This window comes from Desulforhopalus glucosivorans (assembly GCF_054397165.1).
Genome location: NZ_AP044854.1, coordinates 4,154,337 through 4,171,009, shown reverse-complemented (window position 1 = coordinate 4,171,009; position 16,673 = coordinate 4,154,337). Strand labels below are relative to the sequence as shown.

Annotated in this window: 15 protein-coding genes; 11 read left to right on the top strand and 4 right to left on the bottom strand. The window is 45.4% G+C overall.

The features are described 5' to 3' along the window. The first annotated feature begins 7 nt into the window (after window positions 1–7). The 3 genes from ACX6CI_RS17940 to ACX6CI_RS17930 all read left to right on the top strand — a co-directional run bounded on the left by ACX6CI_RS17940 (window position 8) and on the right by ACX6CI_RS17930 (window position 3,683). Window positions 8–928, top strand: a complete 921-nt coding sequence (locus ACX6CI_RS17940) for a 5'-methylthioadenosine/S-adenosylhomocysteine nucleosidase (RefSeq protein WP_458775030.1) — start codon at window positions 8–10, stop codon at window positions 926–928. Between the two features lie 57 nt (window positions 929–985). After that, window positions 986–1,864, top strand: a complete 879-nt coding sequence (locus ACX6CI_RS17935; RefSeq protein WP_458775029.1) for a PfkB family carbohydrate kinase — start codon at window positions 986–988, stop codon at window positions 1,862–1,864. 151 nt (window positions 1,865–2,015) lie between these two features. Beyond that, window positions 2,016–3,683, top strand: coding sequence for a TPM domain-containing protein (locus tag ACX6CI_RS17930; protein WP_458775028.1), 1,668 nt, complete (start codon window positions 2,016–2,018; stop codon window positions 3,681–3,683). Between the two features lie 125 nt (window positions 3,684–3,808). Here ACX6CI_RS17930 and eutC read toward each other — a convergent pair whose 3' ends face one another. After that, window positions 3,809–4,630 carry an ethanolamine ammonia-lyase subunit EutC gene (eutC, locus tag ACX6CI_RS17925; protein ID WP_458775027.1) on the bottom strand — a complete coding sequence of 274 codons (822 nt, stop codon included), beginning with the start codon at window positions 4,628–4,630 and terminating at the stop codon, window positions 3,809–3,811. Beyond that, window positions 4,627–5,973, bottom strand: a complete 1,347-nt coding sequence (locus ACX6CI_RS17920) for an ethanolamine ammonia-lyase subunit EutB (RefSeq protein ID WP_458778484.1) — start codon at window positions 5,971–5,973, stop codon at window positions 4,627–4,629. The genes eutC and ACX6CI_RS17920 overlap by 4 nt, the downstream gene beginning before the upstream one ends. Window positions 5,974–6,250: 277 nt before the next feature. On the opposite strand from ACX6CI_RS17920, the gene ACX6CI_RS17915 reads away from it, so the two are divergent. Further along, window positions 6,251–8,146 carry a GNAT family N-acetyltransferase gene (locus tag ACX6CI_RS17915; protein WP_458775026.1) on the top strand — a complete coding sequence of 632 codons (1,896 nt, stop codon included), beginning with the start codon at window positions 6,251–6,253 and terminating at the stop codon, window positions 8,144–8,146. A gap of 22 nt (window positions 8,147–8,168) precedes the next feature. Here the strand turns inward: ACX6CI_RS17915 and ACX6CI_RS17910 are convergent, their stop codons facing one another. Then, a complete protein-coding gene (locus ACX6CI_RS17910) occupies window positions 8,169–9,341 on the bottom strand; it encodes an iron-containing alcohol dehydrogenase (RefSeq protein ID WP_458775025.1) in 1,173 nt (390 codons plus the stop codon). A 201-nt stretch (window positions 9,342–9,542) separates the two neighbouring features. Here ACX6CI_RS17910 and ACX6CI_RS17905 point away from each other — a divergent pair, with 201 nt between their 5' ends. The 7 genes from ACX6CI_RS17905 (at window position 9,543) to ACX6CI_RS17875 (ending at window position 15,802) form a co-directional block, all read left to right on the top strand. Beyond that, a complete protein-coding gene (locus ACX6CI_RS17905) occupies window positions 9,543–10,418 on the top strand; it encodes an AraC family transcriptional regulator (protein WP_458775024.1) in 876 nt (291 codons plus the stop codon). 249 nt (window positions 10,419–10,667) lie between these two features. Further along, the gene (locus tag ACX6CI_RS17900) at window positions 10,668–11,072 is read left to right on the top strand and encodes a 6-pyruvoyl trahydropterin synthase family protein (protein WP_458775023.1); all 405 of its coding nucleotides are present in this window, start codon (window positions 10,668–10,670) and stop codon (window positions 11,070–11,072) included. After that, on the top strand, window positions 11,029–11,691 hold the full coding sequence (locus ACX6CI_RS17895) for a 7-carboxy-7-deazaguanine synthase QueE (RefSeq protein ID WP_458775022.1): 663 nt from the start codon (window positions 11,029–11,031) through the stop codon (window positions 11,689–11,691). Before ACX6CI_RS17900 ends, ACX6CI_RS17895 begins: the two co-directional genes overlap by 44 nt. A gap of 2 nt (window positions 11,692–11,693) precedes the next feature. After that, window positions 11,694–12,353: a 7-cyano-7-deazaguanine synthase QueC gene (queC, locus tag ACX6CI_RS17890; RefSeq protein ID WP_458775021.1), complete on the top strand. Its 660-nt coding sequence runs from the start codon at window positions 11,694–11,696 to the stop codon at window positions 12,351–12,353. 2 nt (window positions 12,354–12,355) lie between these two features. Then, window positions 12,356–13,168 carry an NADPH-dependent 7-cyano-7-deazaguanine reductase QueF gene (queF, locus tag ACX6CI_RS17885; protein ID WP_458775020.1) on the top strand — a complete coding sequence of 271 codons (813 nt, stop codon included), beginning with the start codon at window positions 12,356–12,358 and terminating at the stop codon, window positions 13,166–13,168. A gap of 118 nt (window positions 13,169–13,286) precedes the next feature. Beyond that, window positions 13,287–14,138 carry an ergothioneine biosynthesis protein EgtC gene (gene egtC, locus ACX6CI_RS17880; RefSeq protein WP_458775019.1) on the top strand — a complete coding sequence of 284 codons (852 nt, stop codon included), beginning with the start codon at window positions 13,287–13,289 and terminating at the stop codon, window positions 14,136–14,138. Window positions 14,139–14,167: 29 nt separating this feature from the next. Then, on the top strand, window positions 14,168–15,802 hold the full coding sequence (locus ACX6CI_RS17875) for an FMN-binding glutamate synthase family protein (RefSeq protein WP_458775018.1): 1,635 nt from the start codon (window positions 14,168–14,170) through the stop codon (window positions 15,800–15,802). A gap of 58 nt (window positions 15,803–15,860) precedes the next feature. On the opposite strand, the gene ACX6CI_RS17870 is transcribed toward ACX6CI_RS17875, so the two are convergent. Continuing rightward, window positions 15,861–16,331, bottom strand: coding sequence for a hypothetical protein (locus tag ACX6CI_RS17870; RefSeq protein ID WP_458775017.1), 471 nt, complete (start codon window positions 16,329–16,331; stop codon window positions 15,861–15,863). Window positions 16,332–16,673: the final 342 nt, after the last annotated feature.

The following is a 16,673-nucleotide window of genomic DNA, read 5'->3' as shown; positions in this document are numbered from 1 at the left end:
AATGAACATGAAAAACAGTATCTCTATATTAACATTACTCAGTTTTTTGATGATTTCAGTTATCGCCAGTGTTGACCAGGCTGCAGGAGGAGCTGTGCAGACTGAGAGAGTTGCAATTATCTCAGCCTTTGGTCCAGAGATTGAAAAATTAAAATCCCAGGCAATAATTGAAGAAGAGCGTGTCATTAATGGCAGGAGCTTTACCCTCTGTGAAATTGAAGGAAAGAAGGTGGTTCTATTTCTTTCCGGAATAAGCATGGTTAATGCGGCAATGACCACCCAGATGGCTCTGGATAATTTTAATATTACCCATATTCTTTTTAGCGGTATTGCTGGCGGGGTTAATCCCAAGCTCAACATTGGAGATGTGACTATTCCAGCAAGGTGGGCACAGTATCAGGAGGCTATCTTTGCAAGAAAGACTGAGAAAGGATTTGACCTTGGCTGGCATAAGCAAATTTACCCGGGATTTGGCATGATGTTTCCACAGAATGTGGATGTCACCCATGGACGCTTGGAAGGCGTAAATGGTACAGAGCACAAGTTCTGGTTTGAAGTGGATAACGATCTGCTTGCTGTGGCGAGAAATATCAGTGGTGTCCAGCTTCAAGACACATTTGACGGAGCAAGGCTTTCCCATGCACCAAAACTTGTTGTTGGGGGAAGAGGTGTCTCGGGTATGACCTTCGTTGATAATGCGGCGTATCGGGAGTGGGTATTTGCAACATTTGAAGCAGACTGCCTTGATATGGAATCCGCTGCGGTGGCTCATGTGGCCTATGTTTCTGATATTCCCTATATTATATTTCGTTCTCTATCAGATTTAGCTGGTGGTGGGGAAAGAGAAAATGAAATGGAAACCTTTTTCAAGCTGGCAGCAAATAACGCAGCAGAAGTACTTCTCCAGTTTTTAAAGGCTTGGAAGTAACAGCAATTACATGAAATTGCCACCTGTAACGACGGGATATTGGTTGGAGGGAATGTAATGGGAAGGGGAGTATTTCTTGGACTTACCACCATCGATATTTTCAACTATGTGAGTCGGTACCCAGCCAGCAACGAAAAGTTAAGGGCAGGGGATCAGATGGTTTATGCCGGGGGGCCCGCTGCAAATGCGGCAGTGGCCTACGGGGCCTTTGGCAATGATGTACAACTTATTACCGCTCTTGGAAAACAGTCGCTCGCTGATCTTGCCAAAGATGACCTTGAAAAACATAGCGTTGATATTGTTGATCTGGCCGCAGATCCAGAGCTGCTTCCTGTACTCTCCTCCATAATTATTGATGAAAGTAGTGGCGATAGAAGTGTTGTCTACAGTGATACCACAGGGCGAAAGCTCATTTCGGATGTTGCTATAGAGCTGGAGGGAGATACATCGGTTGTCATGTTAGATGGCTTTTATCTTCCCCAGGCATTGCAACTCGCTGAGCAGTCGAAGAACCTGGGGATACCAGTGGTCTTAGATGGTGGTAGTTGGAAAGAGGGTCTCGAAGAACTTCTCCCGATGGTCGACTACGGTATCTGTTCTGCCAATTTCATTCCTCCTGGCTGTAACAGAAGGGATGAGGTCGTTTTATATCTAAGAAAGAGAGGTATTCGCAATATAGCCATCACCGGAGGGGGAGCTCCCATCTACGCATGGATGGACGGGGTAGAGCGGGAGATTGTGGTTGAAGATGTTGACGTGGTCGACACCCTTGGCGCTGGAGACATTCTGCACGGCGCATTTAGCCATTTTATCCAGTTCGAAGACTTTTTTGAAAGTTTACAAATGGCTGCTACTGTTGCTTCGCAATCTTGTACAGTAAAGGGAACTCGGGCCTGGATGGTGGAGGGTGCAGGGAAGGGTGTCAACCTTTCTTAATACTCGTTGTAGAATTCCTAACATAATCAGTGTATTATCAATTCTGCCTGCTCTACTCTAGAGTACGTAGTATCTGTCAATACTACCTGTTGAATTGCTCCACGTTAATTGGGGGCGATACATTTCAAACTCTTCCATACAGAATCAATTTATGAAAACAAGAATTGGACTTTTACTCGTTTTGTTTGGCTGTGCCATCTTTTGGCTGGTTAGTGAAACAACCATTTTTAGAAACAGTGAGAGGAGGCCATCCGCCAACCTTATCATCGATGAAGCACGGTTACTCGATAATGATCAGATTTCCAGTCTGGAAGAATACCACAACTGGGTACTTGAAAATCACGATATTGATATCCGGGTTATAACGTTAAACAGAGCCGTGGATATTGATCTGTATGCCGCTGAAATATTTGGTACAGAACAGGTTGGCTCCCTCAGTTCAACAAATAGGGGGCTTCTTTTTATTCTGGATACCTTAGGAGAGCAGACTCGAATTGAGGTTTCCGGAAACCTTGAGTCAGTGTTTACTGACATATTTGTGGGACAGATCGAGCGGAATCAGATGGTTCCTTTTTTTGAAAAAAATCGGCTTGCTGATGGTATTTTTGCCACCACTGAATTGATAAGAATACGAGCCATTGATGCTGCCAAGAAAAATGAGTTCCAGTCCATTGAGTTTAAAGGCAGTATCGGAGGAGGTGCCAAGGTCCAGGTGAATCTTAATGAAGATCAGGATCAAGTGAGTAACACGACAGATAAAGAGCAAACTGTTACCATTAAACAGGTTTATGCTGCTGAAACCCCGGAAGAATCCCTCCAGAGGATGTTTAATAACTTTGCTAAAAGTGATATGGGTGACTGGGATGTGCTGACTCCAGAATCCAGAAAACATATGCAAAGCATGATCAGCACACGGGCCCAGAGAATGAATAGTATCAAAAGGTATGACACATGTGAAATTGATGAGGTTGTCTACAATAAGGACGGCAATTTGGCGGTTCTACTCTATGATCTGGCACAAAGAGAGTGTGATCCCTTTGTTTTTGAAAAGGGAGAAGACAATAAGTGGAGGATTGATCTTCGAGCCATTGGGGAAGCATTGGGACACACTTATGGTAACATCTGGTATATCCATTTGGAACGGTTTGAACAATCTGGTATCGCAAAATATCTCTTCGGCTTTAAAAAAATGTGGTTCAGGAGATACAATGAAGAGCAATTTAGTCACCAAGGCATTCCCTATTACCACGACTGGGGGCTACAGTTCAGTTACGCTGACAGGGGTTCCATTGTCTCGGAAATCCATGGAAAGTCCAGCGCCTTTGCCCAAACAGGTATGCAGGTTGGAGATGTTATAACCAGTTGGGATTTATGTACCTTTCCCATAGTCCACACCATTATGGATAGAATGGAACATGTCCGTCCAGGGCTTGATGTGCACTATCGTTATGAGCGGGATGGTAAAGAGTATGAAGGGATTATGAAAGCTCCTCCGCGCCCAAAACCGGGGTCAAAAAAGTATCGTTGGGGAGTGACTCTTAACAATGATAATGAAGAAACAAAACACACAAACCAATGGCCGGGGCCCGTCGTGCAGTATGTTGCGCCAGATTCCATAGGTGAAAGTATGGGGTTTAAGACTGGTGATCGTGTAGTAAAATGGGGTGAAGCTACAGCGAGTCTACTCACCGTAATATTTAAAGATATCCGCAACAAGCCGGCTGGAACTCCCCTTACTGTGACAGTGCTCCGTGCAGGTCAGGAGCTGGAATTGGACATTGTCTTTCAAAAAAGAAGAAAAACTGGGGAGGTAAAATAGCAAACCCATGTTCAGGTGGTTGGAGGGAACACCAACACCCCACAAGGGGGTATAAGTGGTTTTAAGGTCTTACTACGTTCACTATCTGGTGTAAGTTCCTAACCTACCGATTCCAAAATATTGTTTCAGGTTTCTTGTTTGTTGTGACAGCTTTTGGGGAGTAAGGTACTGATGAGCCCCACCATAGGAAGGTAGTTACTGGCCATCTTATCCTTTAGCGTAACGCCAGTGACTTTTTTTTTGAGAGCCATTTCGATCAGGTAAGAAATCTTTCTGATTGCCTCAGGAATATTCAGGCCCCCTTCGCGGATATTTGATATGCAATTTCGAGCCTCATCAGTGGTGCCGGGGACGGGGTTGTAGGTAAGGTAGGCCCCAAGGGAGTTGGGGGAACTGAGACCTGGCCGTTCACCGATAAGTACCATTGATATTGTTGCATTAAGCAGGCTGGCGATCTCGTCTCCAATGGCAACCCTGCCATTTTTAACAAGGCTTACGGGGGCGAAGGTGAGATTGGTAGTCTTGATGATATCCAGCAGGCCACAGGTTACAGTCACAGCACTCTGATGTACTGCTGGTGCCGAAAGACCATCGACGATAATCACCGCGATGTCATAGTTTTGTTTTTGTTGTTCAAGTAACTTTTTTGATTCGGAACTAAGGCACCTGCCCTTATCGGGGCGGGTGAGGTACTCTGCTCTGTCACCTACACTACTGGTGAGCTGTACGACAGGATATCTTGCAGCCGTAAGCTCCCCGGCAAGCATCTCTATCTGTACCGGTTGATGTACAGCATCCCTTGCCTTGGCATGGGCGAGTTTGAACTCCAGGCACTCCTTAAGTGGAAGGCTTGTGCCACACCGGCCAGGGGCAATTCGAGCTTCGGTAAATTTTTTCAGTCCAATCCAAGGGTCTGGCTCAGCTACTGATGTATGAAGTTTTGTCATCTTGTAACCCCAACGTTGAGGCCGAGCAGTTTGTTTGATTGTTGGATTGGTTGCAGTCGACCACTCTTGTCGTGGATCGTTAATGTCTCAAGCCATGCCTGGAATTCCGGAGCAGGTTTAAGCCCCAGTAGCTTTCTCAGGTATGCCGCATCATGGAAGGATGTTGACTGGTAGTTCAACATGATGTCATCGGCTCCCGGTACGCCCATAATAAAATTACAGCCCGCATTACCAAGCAGGGTGAGTAGCGTATCCATATCATCCTGATCCGCTTCGGCGTGGTTGGTATAGCAGACGTCCACGCCCATGGGCAGGCCGAGAAGTTTGCCGCAGAAATGATCTTCAAGCCCAGCTCGCTGGATCTGTTTTCCATTGTACAAGTACTCAGGACCGATGAAACCAACAACACTGTTGACCAGTAAGGGATTGAACTTTCTTGCGACACCATAGGCCCTGGCCTCAAGTGTCTGCTGGTCCACTCCATGATGGGCGTTGGCAGAGAGGGCACTTCCCTGGCCCGTTTCAAAATACATTACATTATTTCCAATTGTTCCCCGACCAAGTGCTTGTGTGGCCTGCATGGCCTCTTCTAACAATGCCAGGTTAATCCCAAAACTGGAGTTAGCCTGTTCAGTACCTGCGATGGACTGAAAACAGAGATCCACCGGGGCTCCCGCCTCTATTGCCTCCATGGTGGTGGTCACATGGGTCAGGATACAGTGTTGTGTTGGAATTTTGTACCTGACAATCAAATCGTCAAGCATGTGGAGCAAACGACAAATGTTGTCGACATTATCAGTGGCGGGGTTGATACCGATAACCGCATCCCCACAGCCATAACAGAGACCATCCAGTGTGGAGGCGGCAATACCCTGCAGGTCATCGGTTGGGTGGTTTGGTTGTAATCGTACTGAAAACGTACCAGAGCCACCAATGGTGTTACGAAATTTTGTAACAACCTGGCATTTGGCTGCTACTAAAATCAGATCCTGTACCCTCATGAGTTTACATACGGCTGCAGCCATCTCCGGGGTTATGCCCGGAGCAAGGGCTGTGAGCTCTTTTGTAGTTGCCTCATCTGTCAGTAGCCAGTCCCTGAATTCTCCAACACTAAGGTTGCTGATTGGCGCAAAAGCTGTTGCATCATGCTCATCAATATTGAGCCTGGTTACCTCATCTTTCTCATAGGGCACCACAAAATCATGCAAGAACCTTGAGAGAGGGATTTCAGCAAGAGCCATCTGGGCCAGAACGCGCTCCTCTTCACTCACTGCAGCAACCCCGGCCAGTATATCCCCAGATCTTGGTGGAGATGCCTTGGCCATGATCTCTTTTAGAGACATATCTTTGTATTTGGTTAAGTTCAAAATATTCCTGTAGTTTTGCTCTGTGAAAATCGAAAATGTATTGATATATCCATATAACCAGATAGTTGTTTTGTCCAGTAGTTTGGGTGGACATCAAGGAATGTGCCACGAAGAATATGAGTAAGTGGAGATAGGTATGGTTGAGGTTCTGTGGACTCTCTTGACCTTGCTAAAAATCTGTAGAACCAATAGTATGAAGAGAGATGGGCTTATACTGAAGTGGTAGAGTGCAGTTTCATTCCGAATAGGGAGTATGACTATGCGCGAATCGGGGTATTGGGCGGATAACTACCAGAGAAACAAGCTGTCGGTGGTTGAAGCCATTTCAAAGATCCAATCAGGGCAGCGGATTTTTATAGGCTCCTCCTGCGGCGAGCCACAGCACTTAGTCAAGGGTCTTGCCGATGCCAGCAGGAGTTTCACCGACCTTGAAATTGTTCGAATGTTCAGTGGAGAGTCCACTTCTCTTTCCAGAATCGCTGAAAAATCAAAATCGCAAAACCTCAATATTCGCTCGTTTTATCTTGGTTCCGCCAACTCGAAAAGCTTCCAGGGAGATTTGCGGTTCATTACTCCTATCAACCTCTCCGATGTACACAAGCTGATTAAATCAAGGCTACTTCCCATTCAGGTGGCGCTCATTCAAGTAAGTCCTCCTGATGATTTTGGCTGGATGAGTCTAGGGATCTCCGTTGATGTTACAGCATCCGCGGCTGAAGCCGCCGATGTTGTTATTGCCCAGGTAAATAGGAAAATGCCGAGGGTCTTGGGGCGGAGTTCAATCCATGTAAACGATATCGACTTTTTTGTGGAGCATGATGAGAACTTGATAGAAATCGGCACCTACCCCGATGTTGAGTCAGCTGAGATGATTGCCCGCTATGTATCTAGGCTGGTGGATGATGGTTCCACCATGCAGATGTCGCTTGGCGGGACTTCTAGTGCGAATATACAGGCCCTTCTGGAAAAAAATGATCTGGGGATTCATACCCAGTATGTGACGAACACAATAATGAAGCTTGTGGCCATGGGCGTGGTGACCAATAAGGTTAAAGGCTATAATGACGGGAAGATTATCTGCAGCAACGCCATTGGAAATCAGGACCTGTATGATCTGCTCGATTACAATTCTGCTGTGGAGTTCCATCCCTCTCAATATGTTAACGATCCGAGGCGGATTGCCAGAAATAACAAGATGGTGGCCATGAATATCGGACGTGAGATTGACCTCACGGGTCAGGTAACGGCGGACGCCCTGCAGTTTAATAATTTTTCTGGGGTCACGGGAATGCAGGATTTCTTTCGTGGTGCGTCAATGTCAAATGAGGGGAAGTCTATTCTTATGCTGACGGCGACAAAAGATAATAAAAAAGGAAGCCGGATTGTTCCAACTCTGCAAAATAGTGCTGTGGTCGTGCCTCGCAGTGAAGTGCAGTATGTGGTCACTGAATTTGGCTCGGTAAATCTCTTTGGCAAGTCTATTCAGGAAAGGGCAACGGCCCTTATCTCTATATCTCATCCGGATTTCAGGGATTGGCTCTTTGATGAGGCAAAAAAACTAGGGTTGCTTGGCCCCGAACGAACCCTAAGAGAAGAAATACACTCTATCTATCCCTTGGGCTTAGAGGAGAGCAGAATAATTGATGGGAAAAAAATAACCTTCAGGCCGGTGAAGCCCACCGATGAGCGGCCCATACAGGAACATTACTATGGTCTTGATAAAACAGATGTTATTTCAAGATTTTTCCATGAGAAAACCAGCTTTGTCAGTAAGCAGATCGAGCGCACTTTCATAATTGATTATCTCAACGATTTGACTCTTGTCGTAGTGGAGGGACAGCAGGGTTTTGAAAAGATACTAGCTATGGGAGAATATTATCTCAACCCTGAATCCAATCTTGCTGAAATTTCTTTTTCTGTGGATAAAGAGTGGCAGGGGAAGGGACTTTCTTCCATCATTATTAAAAAGCTGGCGGAAGCGGCAAAAATTAATGGGATTGAAGGGCTCACTGCCTATACCTCAAAAGAGAATAAGCGGATGGTGAAACTATTTAATAGTCTTGATTATGAGGTTAAAGAAAAATTCGAGAACAATATGATATATCTGGAGGCTCGGTTTGATACCAGGCCTCCAGTTTCATCAACATAGGGATTCTCAGTCGTAGCTGAGATTATAGAGCAGCTTCTAGAATCTCTTTTGAGGTCTCAAGGGTGATATCCTGGGTCTCGGAGAGCGCGGTCATGCCATGTTTTTCCAGAGACTTTAGGATTTTGTCAATCCCACCTGCATCAATATTGTGATCTGCAAGGCGGGTCTTCATGCCAAGGCTTTGGAAGAATTCTTCCGTTTTGGCAATGGTCGCATCAAGTCTCTCTTCTTCACTACCTTCAACGATTCCCCATACCCTTTCACCGTACTGAAGTAACTTTGCCCGCTTTTGTTTTTTCCGAACCTTCCATACCGCGGGTTGAATTACAGCAAGACTCTTGGCGTGATCAACACCAAAGAGTGCGGTGATTTCATGGCCGATCATGTGGGTGGTCCAGTCCTGAGGGACACCCGCTCCGATCAGACCATTGAGTGCCATGGTGGCGCACCAGACAAGATTGGCCCGTGCATCGTAATCTTCTGGATTCTCGATGGTTTGTTGTCCGATTTCAATGAGGGTGTGCAGGATGCCTTCCGCAGTCCTGTCCTGGAATCTTGCCTCTGCCGGGTAGGTTATATACTGTTCCAGGGTGTGAACAAAGGTATCCACCACACCGTTTGTTATCTGGGTTGATGGGAGTGTATAGGTGAGTTCAGGGTCCAGAATTGAGAATTTGGGGAAGGTGTGTGGGCTAAACACCGGTAGCTTGTCTTCCCCATCACTAATCACCGCGCCATTGTTCATCTCAGAACCGGTTGCAGGAAGCGTGAGCACTGTGGCAAGGGGAACGACGTTTTCAACAGGTACTGGAGTGAAACCAAATTTGAGTAGTTCGCGTTCTTTACCGATATATTCGTTTGCATTGGCAGCTATGGCGATAAATTTGGTTCCGTCCATTACTGATCCACCACCCACGGCCAATAGAAAATCAACCTTTTCCTTTCGAACTATCTCAACAGCCTGCATAAGCACGGAGAACTGCGGGTTAGCACCAATACCACCAAACTCCAGAACCTCTCTATCTGATTTAGCTAATTCATTTTGAACCCTATCAAGAACACCTGTCTTTTTGGCGGAACCGCCGCCATAGGTGATAAGAATTTTGGCATCTTTTGGTACGAGGGCGTCAAGTTGTTCGAGTTGACCTTTACCAAAGGCGATCTGGGTTGGGTTATAAAAATTAAAATTTAACATTATACGCTCCTTTGTTGTATATGGGATGTTGGTAAATCTTTACGGTGTCGCTTTGAGTACAGGTGACATTTTAGGTCGAAAAAGTGGAATGAAAAGGTATAAAACTCGCAATAATTTGCCTAATCCTACTTTTATTGTTTCTTTTATGAGTTCTGCTTTATGTTGTGCTGAGGAGCAAAAGACCAAAAAAAGAGGTGAAAGATGGATACAACAGCAACCCTTATGGCAAAACTGGCGCACAGGGAAGGATTGAATCAGACGACCCTTGAGGGAGTCAGTATCTACAAAACTACTGAGTATAGGGGCAGGGAGCCGCTCTGTTATAATCAGGGGGTCGTAATTGTCGGCCAGGGTGAGAAACGTGTCTTTTTAGGGGATACAGTGCATGAATATAATCCCAATAATTATCTGGTTCTTTCGGTCCCTATCCCGGCAGAGTGCGAAACCTTTGCCACGAAGGAAAAGCCGTTACTGGGGATGATGGTGGATATAAATATAGGCATGTTGAATTATTTAATTGCCCAGATGGACGAGCATATTGATCACGCGATGCTTGCAGGGGATCAAAAACATGAGAGTATCTATACGGCCCGTGCAACTCCGGTGATAAAGGATGTGGTATACAGGCTTCTGAGTAGCCTGCAATCACCCATGGAGGCGAGCGTACTTGGGAAAAATCTTGTGGCGGAACTCCTCTTTAGAATCATGTGTGGTGAAAATGCTGCCTCTTTGTATGCTCTTGCCATGAAGAACACAAACCTTGCTCGAATTGACAAAGCACTCAAAAGAATACATTCGGGCTATAAGGAAACCCTGCCTGTTGAGAGCCTCGCTTCCCTGGTTAACATGAGTCCGTCCGCCTTCCACCGTTCTTTTCAGGATGTGACCTCTTCTTCACCAGTACAGTATATTAAAAAGATCAGGCTGAATAAGGCGCGGGAGTTACTCCTGGAGAGAAGTGTTCGGGTGGGAGAGGCCGCAAATGTTGTGGGGTATGAGAGTGCTGCACAATTCAGCCGCGAGTTTAAACGTTATTTCGGTAGTAGTCCCAGTGAATATCTCAAACGAGTCCCGTAATTGGAGGTCGGTTAAGGTCTAGGACGTTTCATTTTTGAGTAACTTGTACCATGATAAAAGAAGAAAAAAACAAAAACAGTCGTTGATTATTCACAGAACCTCGTGTACATAACCATGCGATTGGCGGACGAGTGGCATCCCGCGATATAAATTATCCCTCACTTAAATGAAATGTACCGACGCAGGCTTTACCTTTTGTAAAGAATGCAATTCGGTACCTATCCCCTGAAAACAGGGGTTGGTGGTTATATGATTTCCATTACCAAGGAATTCACCTTTGATGCAGCCCACAGGCTTTATCTCGGTGATCGCACTCCAGAAGAAAACCATGAAATTTTCGGCAAGTGCTGCAAAATTCATGGTCACACCTATCTGCTTCGTATCACTGTCACAGGTCCACTTGATGACACTGGTATGATTATTCATTTTTCTAAACTGAAAAGCATTGTTTGTGAACTCGTGCTTGATCGATACGATCACTCTATGCTCAACGAGTTTGAAGAATTCACAACTCTTCCTCCAACAGCCGAAGTGATGGCATCCCATATTTTTACGCGTCTTTCCGGTAGACTTGAAGCCCAAGGGATTACCATACGCTCTGTAGTTCTTTATGAGACACCCACATCCTGGGCTACGGTTACCGGAGATGCTTGAGTTAACTGAAATCTTTGCTTCACTCCAGGGAGAAGGGCCCTTTGCCGGAAGACCGGCTGTGTTTGTTCGCCTAAGCCGTTGCATACCGCCATTTTGCCCATGGTGTGATTCTAGCTTTGCCTGGGAGACTGGCGACAGGTTTGTGGTAGGTGATATCATGGGACAGATCCTTGCCTATAATATCAGTTTTGTCGTTGTGACTGGAGGTGAGCCTTTTTTGCAGTGGTCCTCCGGCTTGCAGGAGCTGTCGAAAAAGCTCATTCATCATGGCTGTACGCTGCAATATGAGACCAGTGGTAAACTTGTCATCCCTGAAGATTCAGGAGGTTTTGTTGTTTGTTCGCCAAAGTACCTGGATACTACATGGTGCTTCAAAGAGCAGAGCTGCGACACAATTGATGCCTTTAAGTTTGTGATAGATAATAACTTTGAACCGGTGGACGACTTTATAGCCCAGTGGGAGATTCCACCATCGAAGGTATGGATAATGGCGCAGGGGACTACCCGCGTGGCTCAACTGGAACGTATGGAAAATCTTTGGAACTACTGCGTTGCGCGGGGATATAATTTTTCCCCCCGATTGCATACTCTGGCATTTGATGACAGAAAAGGAGTGTGAAAATGTATGATTGTCTTGTGATTCTTTCCGGAGGGATGGATTCAACGGTTCTTCTCACCGATTGTGTGGCTCAGTTTGATAAGGTTGCGGCTGTAAGTTTTGACTACGGTTCAAAACATAACGGGCGTGAGCTGCCTCTTGCAAAGGCGGTTTGTGATAAACTGGGGATCAGTCACAGGGTTATCCCGCTACCCTTTGTGGGAGAGCTGTTTTCCTCAAGTCTTCTTACCTCAGGTGATGAGGTTCCTGATGGTGCCTATGATGAGCCAACGATGAAAAGTACAGTGGTTCCTTTTCGAAACGGAATTATGCTATCCATTGCAGCGGGCTATGCAGAATCTATTGGTGCTGCAACAATTGTTCTTGGTTCCCATGCCGGGGATCACTTTATCTACCCCGACTGCAGGCCTGAATTTAATGATACATTCGCAAAGGCAGTGGAGCTCGGAACAGACGGCAAGGTGACTATTCAGTTCCCATACGCCCGGATGGACAAACGGGATATCGGAGATCTGGGAAGAACCTTGAAGGTAGATTTTTCGGCCACCTGGACCTGCTATAAGGGGGAGGAAATCCACTGTGGAACCTGTGGTGCCTGCGATGAACGAAAGTATGCCCTTAGAAAAGACGAAGGGTTGGATCCAACGGAATATAGGGTGTAACGATGAATAATATCCCCTTAGGTAAAGAGGTGTCCTATATTTCCACCTATAAACCCGAACTGCTCTTTCCGGTTCCAAGAGACCTTGGGCGAGAGGCCATAGGTCTTCAGGAAAAAGTACCTTTTTTCGGTCAGGATATCTGGAATGCCTATGAAATTTCATGGCTTGAGCCAGGTGGCAAGCCTCGAATTGCTATTGCCGAAATTGTGTTTTCCATAGAGTCCCTTAATATAGTCGAATCAAAATCCTTAAAACTCTATCTGAACTCTTTTAACCAGACACGTTTTCACTCCCCAGAACTGGTTTCACAGACCATAGAGAAGGACCTGAAAAAAGTGGCCGTAGGGGACGTTCGTGTAGATCTAAAATTACCAGGAACATTTGAAGAGTGCCGGTTTAATGAACCCCAGGGGCTGTGTATAGATGATGTACAGATAGAAACTGACTGTTATAGCCACAACACATCCTTTCTTATATGTGAAGAGGAAAGTGTTGAGGAATGTATCTATTCAAACCTGCTCCGTTCTAACTGCCCTGTCACTGGTCAACCGGATTGGGGAACAGTGATTATAGACTACTCTGGACAGGCAATCAGTCACAGGGGCCTTCTTCGTTATATTATATCATTTAGGGAACACACAGGGTTTCATGAGAACTGTGTTGAGCAGATCTTTGTTGACTTGATGAATCATTGTTCCCTGGAAAAACTCTCAGTATATGCGCGCTTTACCAGACGGGGCGGCATAGATATTAACCCTTTTCGATCAACGGAGGAGAGTTGCCTGACAGAAAATAACAGAACAGCACGACAGTAACAGGATATAACTGTTTATATTTTGACTCTCAGGTAAGGTTGATTACAATTGGTTTTGAGTTCTGCAGTTGAGTACAGAATCTATTCCGATTATTTTACTTATTTGCCTGGGGGACACTATGTGTCGATTCGCAGCATACTTGGGGCCTGAAATTTTTCTGTCATCTCTAGTGACAGAGCCGGTCCACTCCATCATTCATCAAAGTTTTCAAGCCAAGGAAAGGGTCGAACCCCTGAACGGAGACGGGTTTGGAGTTGGCTGGTACGCCTCTCAATTCTCTGACTCTCCAGCTCTATTCAAGGAAGTTTCACCCGCATGGAATAGTGCCAATCTTCGAAATATTGCCCGGGTGACCAAGAGTGATTGTATTTTTGCCCATGTACGTGCTGCTACGGTAGGGGGGCAGGTTTCCAGGTCCAACTGTCATCCCTTTTCATGGAATAGTTATCTGTTTATGCATAACGGGACAGTGTTTGGTTTTGATAAGATTCGCCGTGATCTACGAAGAGAGTTGTCCGATGAGTCCTACGCCATGATCAAAGGCAATACTGACTCAGAGCATCTCTTAGCAATGTTTGTTGATGAGATAAGAGAGATAGCAGAGCCTACAGTTGAGCAACTGTCCTTTGCCCTGACGAAGGTTATCGAAAGAATAGAACATCTTAAAGCCAATGCGGGTGTAACAACACCCTCCACCCTTAATCTGGTACTGTCTGATGGCAGGAGAATGGTAGCTACGCGATATGTCAGCTCAGGGGAAGATTCTAACAGCCTCTATCTGTTACAAGGCGATGAGTTTCATTGTCGTAAGGGGCAATTCTCCATGGATCCAGGCGATAATGCGGTCCTTCTTGTTTCAGAGCCGCTTAACAGCTCAAAGGAGTGGCAAAAGGTCAGGAATAATCATATGATAGTAGTGGATTCAGATCGTAGTCCTATCCAAAAACCAATTGAAATAGGCACTGACTAGATACATTGACTTATATTTGAGGGGCTTCAATGCAAAGAGGATTCATTATTTTTTCGGTTGTCAGTATTACGTTTATTCTCATCTTAGGCCTATTTTGGCAACCTCTTTTCTGGTTGTTGCCACCCCTCATTGTTCTAGTATGTGTCGGTTTGTATGATATGCACCAGGTTAAACATACCATTTGGAGAAATTTCCCCATACTAGGGCGCGGACGGATGCTGGTTGAGATCCTGCGACCTCCGGTTCAACAATATTTCGTGGAATCTGAGACAGATGGACGACCAGTGAGCAGGATGTTTCGAAGCGTTGTCTATCAGAGAGCAAAAAATGCCATGGATTCCAACCCTTTTGGCACCAAGGTTGATGTGTACCGTGTCGGTTATGAGTGGATGGATCATTCATTAGGGGCAATTTCACATGGGGCTGAAAGTCATGGCCTCTATACCACTGTTGGTGGACCTGCCTGTACAAAGCCGTATAAAGCAAGTCTATTAAATATTTCAGCCATGAGTTTTGGCGCTCTCAGTAAAAATGCCATAATAGCTCTTAATGGTGGCGCAAAAGCAGGAAATTTCGCTCATAATACGGGTGAGGGCGGGCTCAGTCCATATCATCTTGAAAAAGGTGGAGACATAATCTGGCAGATTGGCACCGGGTATTTTGGCTGCCGCAATGAGGATGGCACCTTTTCAGAAAAAATGTTTGCCGAAAAAGCCTGTCTAGATGTGGTTAAGATGATAGAAATTAAGCTCTCCCAAGGGGCCAAACCCGGTCATGGAGGCATTCTGCCTGCTGCGAAAAATACGGATGAAATAGCTCGGATTCGAGGTGTGGTAGCAGGGACTCAAGTGGACTCTCCTCCCACTCATAACTCCTTCTCAACACCACTGGAGTTAATGGAGTTTATAGGAAAATTGCGGCAACTCTCCGGTGGTAAACCCATAGGTTTTAAGCTTTGCGTGGGGAGGAAAAGTGAAATTGTTGCCCTGTGTAAAGCAATGGTTGTAACAGGTATTACACCAGATTTTATTACAGTTGATGGTGGGGAAGGGGGGACCGGAGCCGCTCCTTTAGAGTATTCGAACTCAGTGGGTATGCCTCTTCGGGATGCCCTGGCCTTTGTTGTCGATTGCCTGATGGGCTTTGATCTGAAAAAAGATATCAGAGTTGCTGCCAGTGGTATGATGTTTTCCGGGTTTCATCTTGTTAAGAACCTGGCTCTCGGAGCTGATATGTGTTATTCGGCGAGAGGCATGATGCTAGCTCTTGGCTGTATCCAGGCCCTTGAATGCAACAACAATAAATGTCCTACTGGAATCACAACCCAGGACCCCAGGTTTGTGAAAGGTCTTGTGGTTGAAGATAAAATTCCCCGCGTGGCCAATTTTCACAGACAATCTATTCGTAGCGTCAGCGAATTGCTGGCCGCAGCTGCATTGAAAAATACCGAACAGCTCAACCGCTCCCATATTAACAGAAGAGTCAATGCTACAACCACTCAGCGGTATGATGAAATATTCCCGTATATCCCTGTGGGCAGCCTCTTAGAGGAGCCATATCCGGAAAGGTTTAGCCATTTTATGGAGGAGGCTTCAGAGCGTTGTTTTTCACCCGATCAGTGTCTTGTAAGTTTTGGACAATCAATGGGGCAGGTTGAGGTCTGAGCTGTGATACTTTTAAGATTGCGTACTAGCTCAGAAAACTAATATAAAAGTAACTCCATCAAAGAGAGTTTGGTTTTATATTATTGTGCTGATTGTCCTCTTTATCCATAGTCTGCATCATCTTGTTGTAACATTCAGGGCAGACTCCATGGGAGAACTCAGCACTTGAATTGGAACGCACATAGGATTCAAGTTGTTTCCAGCTTCCTGCATCATCACGTATGGATTTGCAGTAGGAGCAGATTGGAATTATTCCTTTGAGTATTTTAATTTCATCAAGAGCTTTTTGCAGTTCCCGTGTTTTTTGTATGGATTCTCTGTACCTTCTAACAGAAAATATCAGGCAGAGAACAAGGAGTACCAATGAGGAGGATAGGAATTCATCGACCTCATACTCTTCATGTTGACTTGACCATGTGGTTAACTTTTCTAGGGCATCAATTTGGCCAAACACCCAAAATGATACGACAAAAATTATGATACCAATGAGGAGTTCACTCTTCAGGATTGTTGATACGTTTTTCAACATGATGGATCCTTATGTGGAACTGCACCAATACAACTCGCCAGTTGAAGTAAATGTGAATCAATATACTTGGAAAAGACAATATTTTTCAATGTTTTCCGTCTGGTTGTCGGAGTATTGTATGTTACCACGATGCGTTTTCGGTAGCCTCAAAGGTATTGTATTTGTAAGCTGTTAAACGTATTCTATTTTATGCATATGTTTGCTAAGGCTCAGAATAGTACTCTGAATTGTAGGAAGTCATTTTGGTCTATTGACCTTCTCATCTTTCTGCCTGATACTAAAAGTGTAGCAAAATAAAGAGGTCTGTAGGTCTATGGTCTTAATTTGATGAGAGGCGCAAAA

Bases quoted from the DNA above. Each gene is read 5' to 3' on its own strand.
- ACX6CI_RS17940 (WP_458775030.1), top strand. From the start codon at position 8: ATGAAAAACAGTATCTCTATATTAACATTACTCAGTTTTTTGATGATT.
- ACX6CI_RS17935 (WP_458775029.1), top strand. From the start codon at position 986: ATGGGAAGGGGAGTATTTCTTGGACTTACCACCATCGATATTTTCAAC.
- ACX6CI_RS17930 (WP_458775028.1), top strand. From the start codon at position 2,016: ATGAAAACAAGAATTGGACTTTTACTCGTTTTGTTTGGCTGTGCCATC.
- eutC (WP_458775027.1), bottom strand. From the start codon at position 4,630: ATGACAAAACTTCATACATCAGTAGCTGAGCCAGACCCTTGGATTGGA.
- ACX6CI_RS17920 (WP_458778484.1), bottom strand. From the start codon at position 5,973: ATGTCTCTAAAAGAGATCATGGCCAAGGCATCTCCACCAAGATCTGGG.
- ACX6CI_RS17915 (WP_458775026.1), top strand. From the start codon at position 6,251: ATGACTATGCGCGAATCGGGGTATTGGGCGGATAACTACCAGAGAAAC.
- ACX6CI_RS17910 (WP_458775025.1), bottom strand. From the start codon at position 9,341: ATGTTAAATTTTAATTTTTATAACCCAACCCAGATCGCCTTTGGTAAA.
- ACX6CI_RS17905 (WP_458775024.1), top strand. From the start codon at position 9,543: ATGGATACAACAGCAACCCTTATGGCAAAACTGGCGCACAGGGAAGGA.
- ACX6CI_RS17900 (WP_458775023.1), top strand. From the start codon at position 10,668: ATGATTTCCATTACCAAGGAATTCACCTTTGATGCAGCCCACAGGCTT.
- ACX6CI_RS17895 (WP_458775022.1), top strand. From the start codon at position 11,029: ATGAGACACCCACATCCTGGGCTACGGTTACCGGAGATGCTTGAGTTA.
- queC (WP_458775021.1), top strand. From the start codon at position 11,694: ATGTATGATTGTCTTGTGATTCTTTCCGGAGGGATGGATTCAACGGTT.
- queF (WP_458775020.1), top strand. From the start codon at position 12,356: ATGAATAATATCCCCTTAGGTAAAGAGGTGTCCTATATTTCCACCTAT.
- egtC (WP_458775019.1), top strand. From the start codon at position 13,287: ATGTGTCGATTCGCAGCATACTTGGGGCCTGAAATTTTTCTGTCATCT.
- ACX6CI_RS17875 (WP_458775018.1), top strand. From the start codon at position 14,168: ATGCAAAGAGGATTCATTATTTTTTCGGTTGTCAGTATTACGTTTATT.
- ACX6CI_RS17870 (WP_458775017.1), bottom strand. From the start codon at position 16,331: ATGTTGAAAAACGTATCAACAATCCTGAAGAGTGAACTCCTCATTGGT.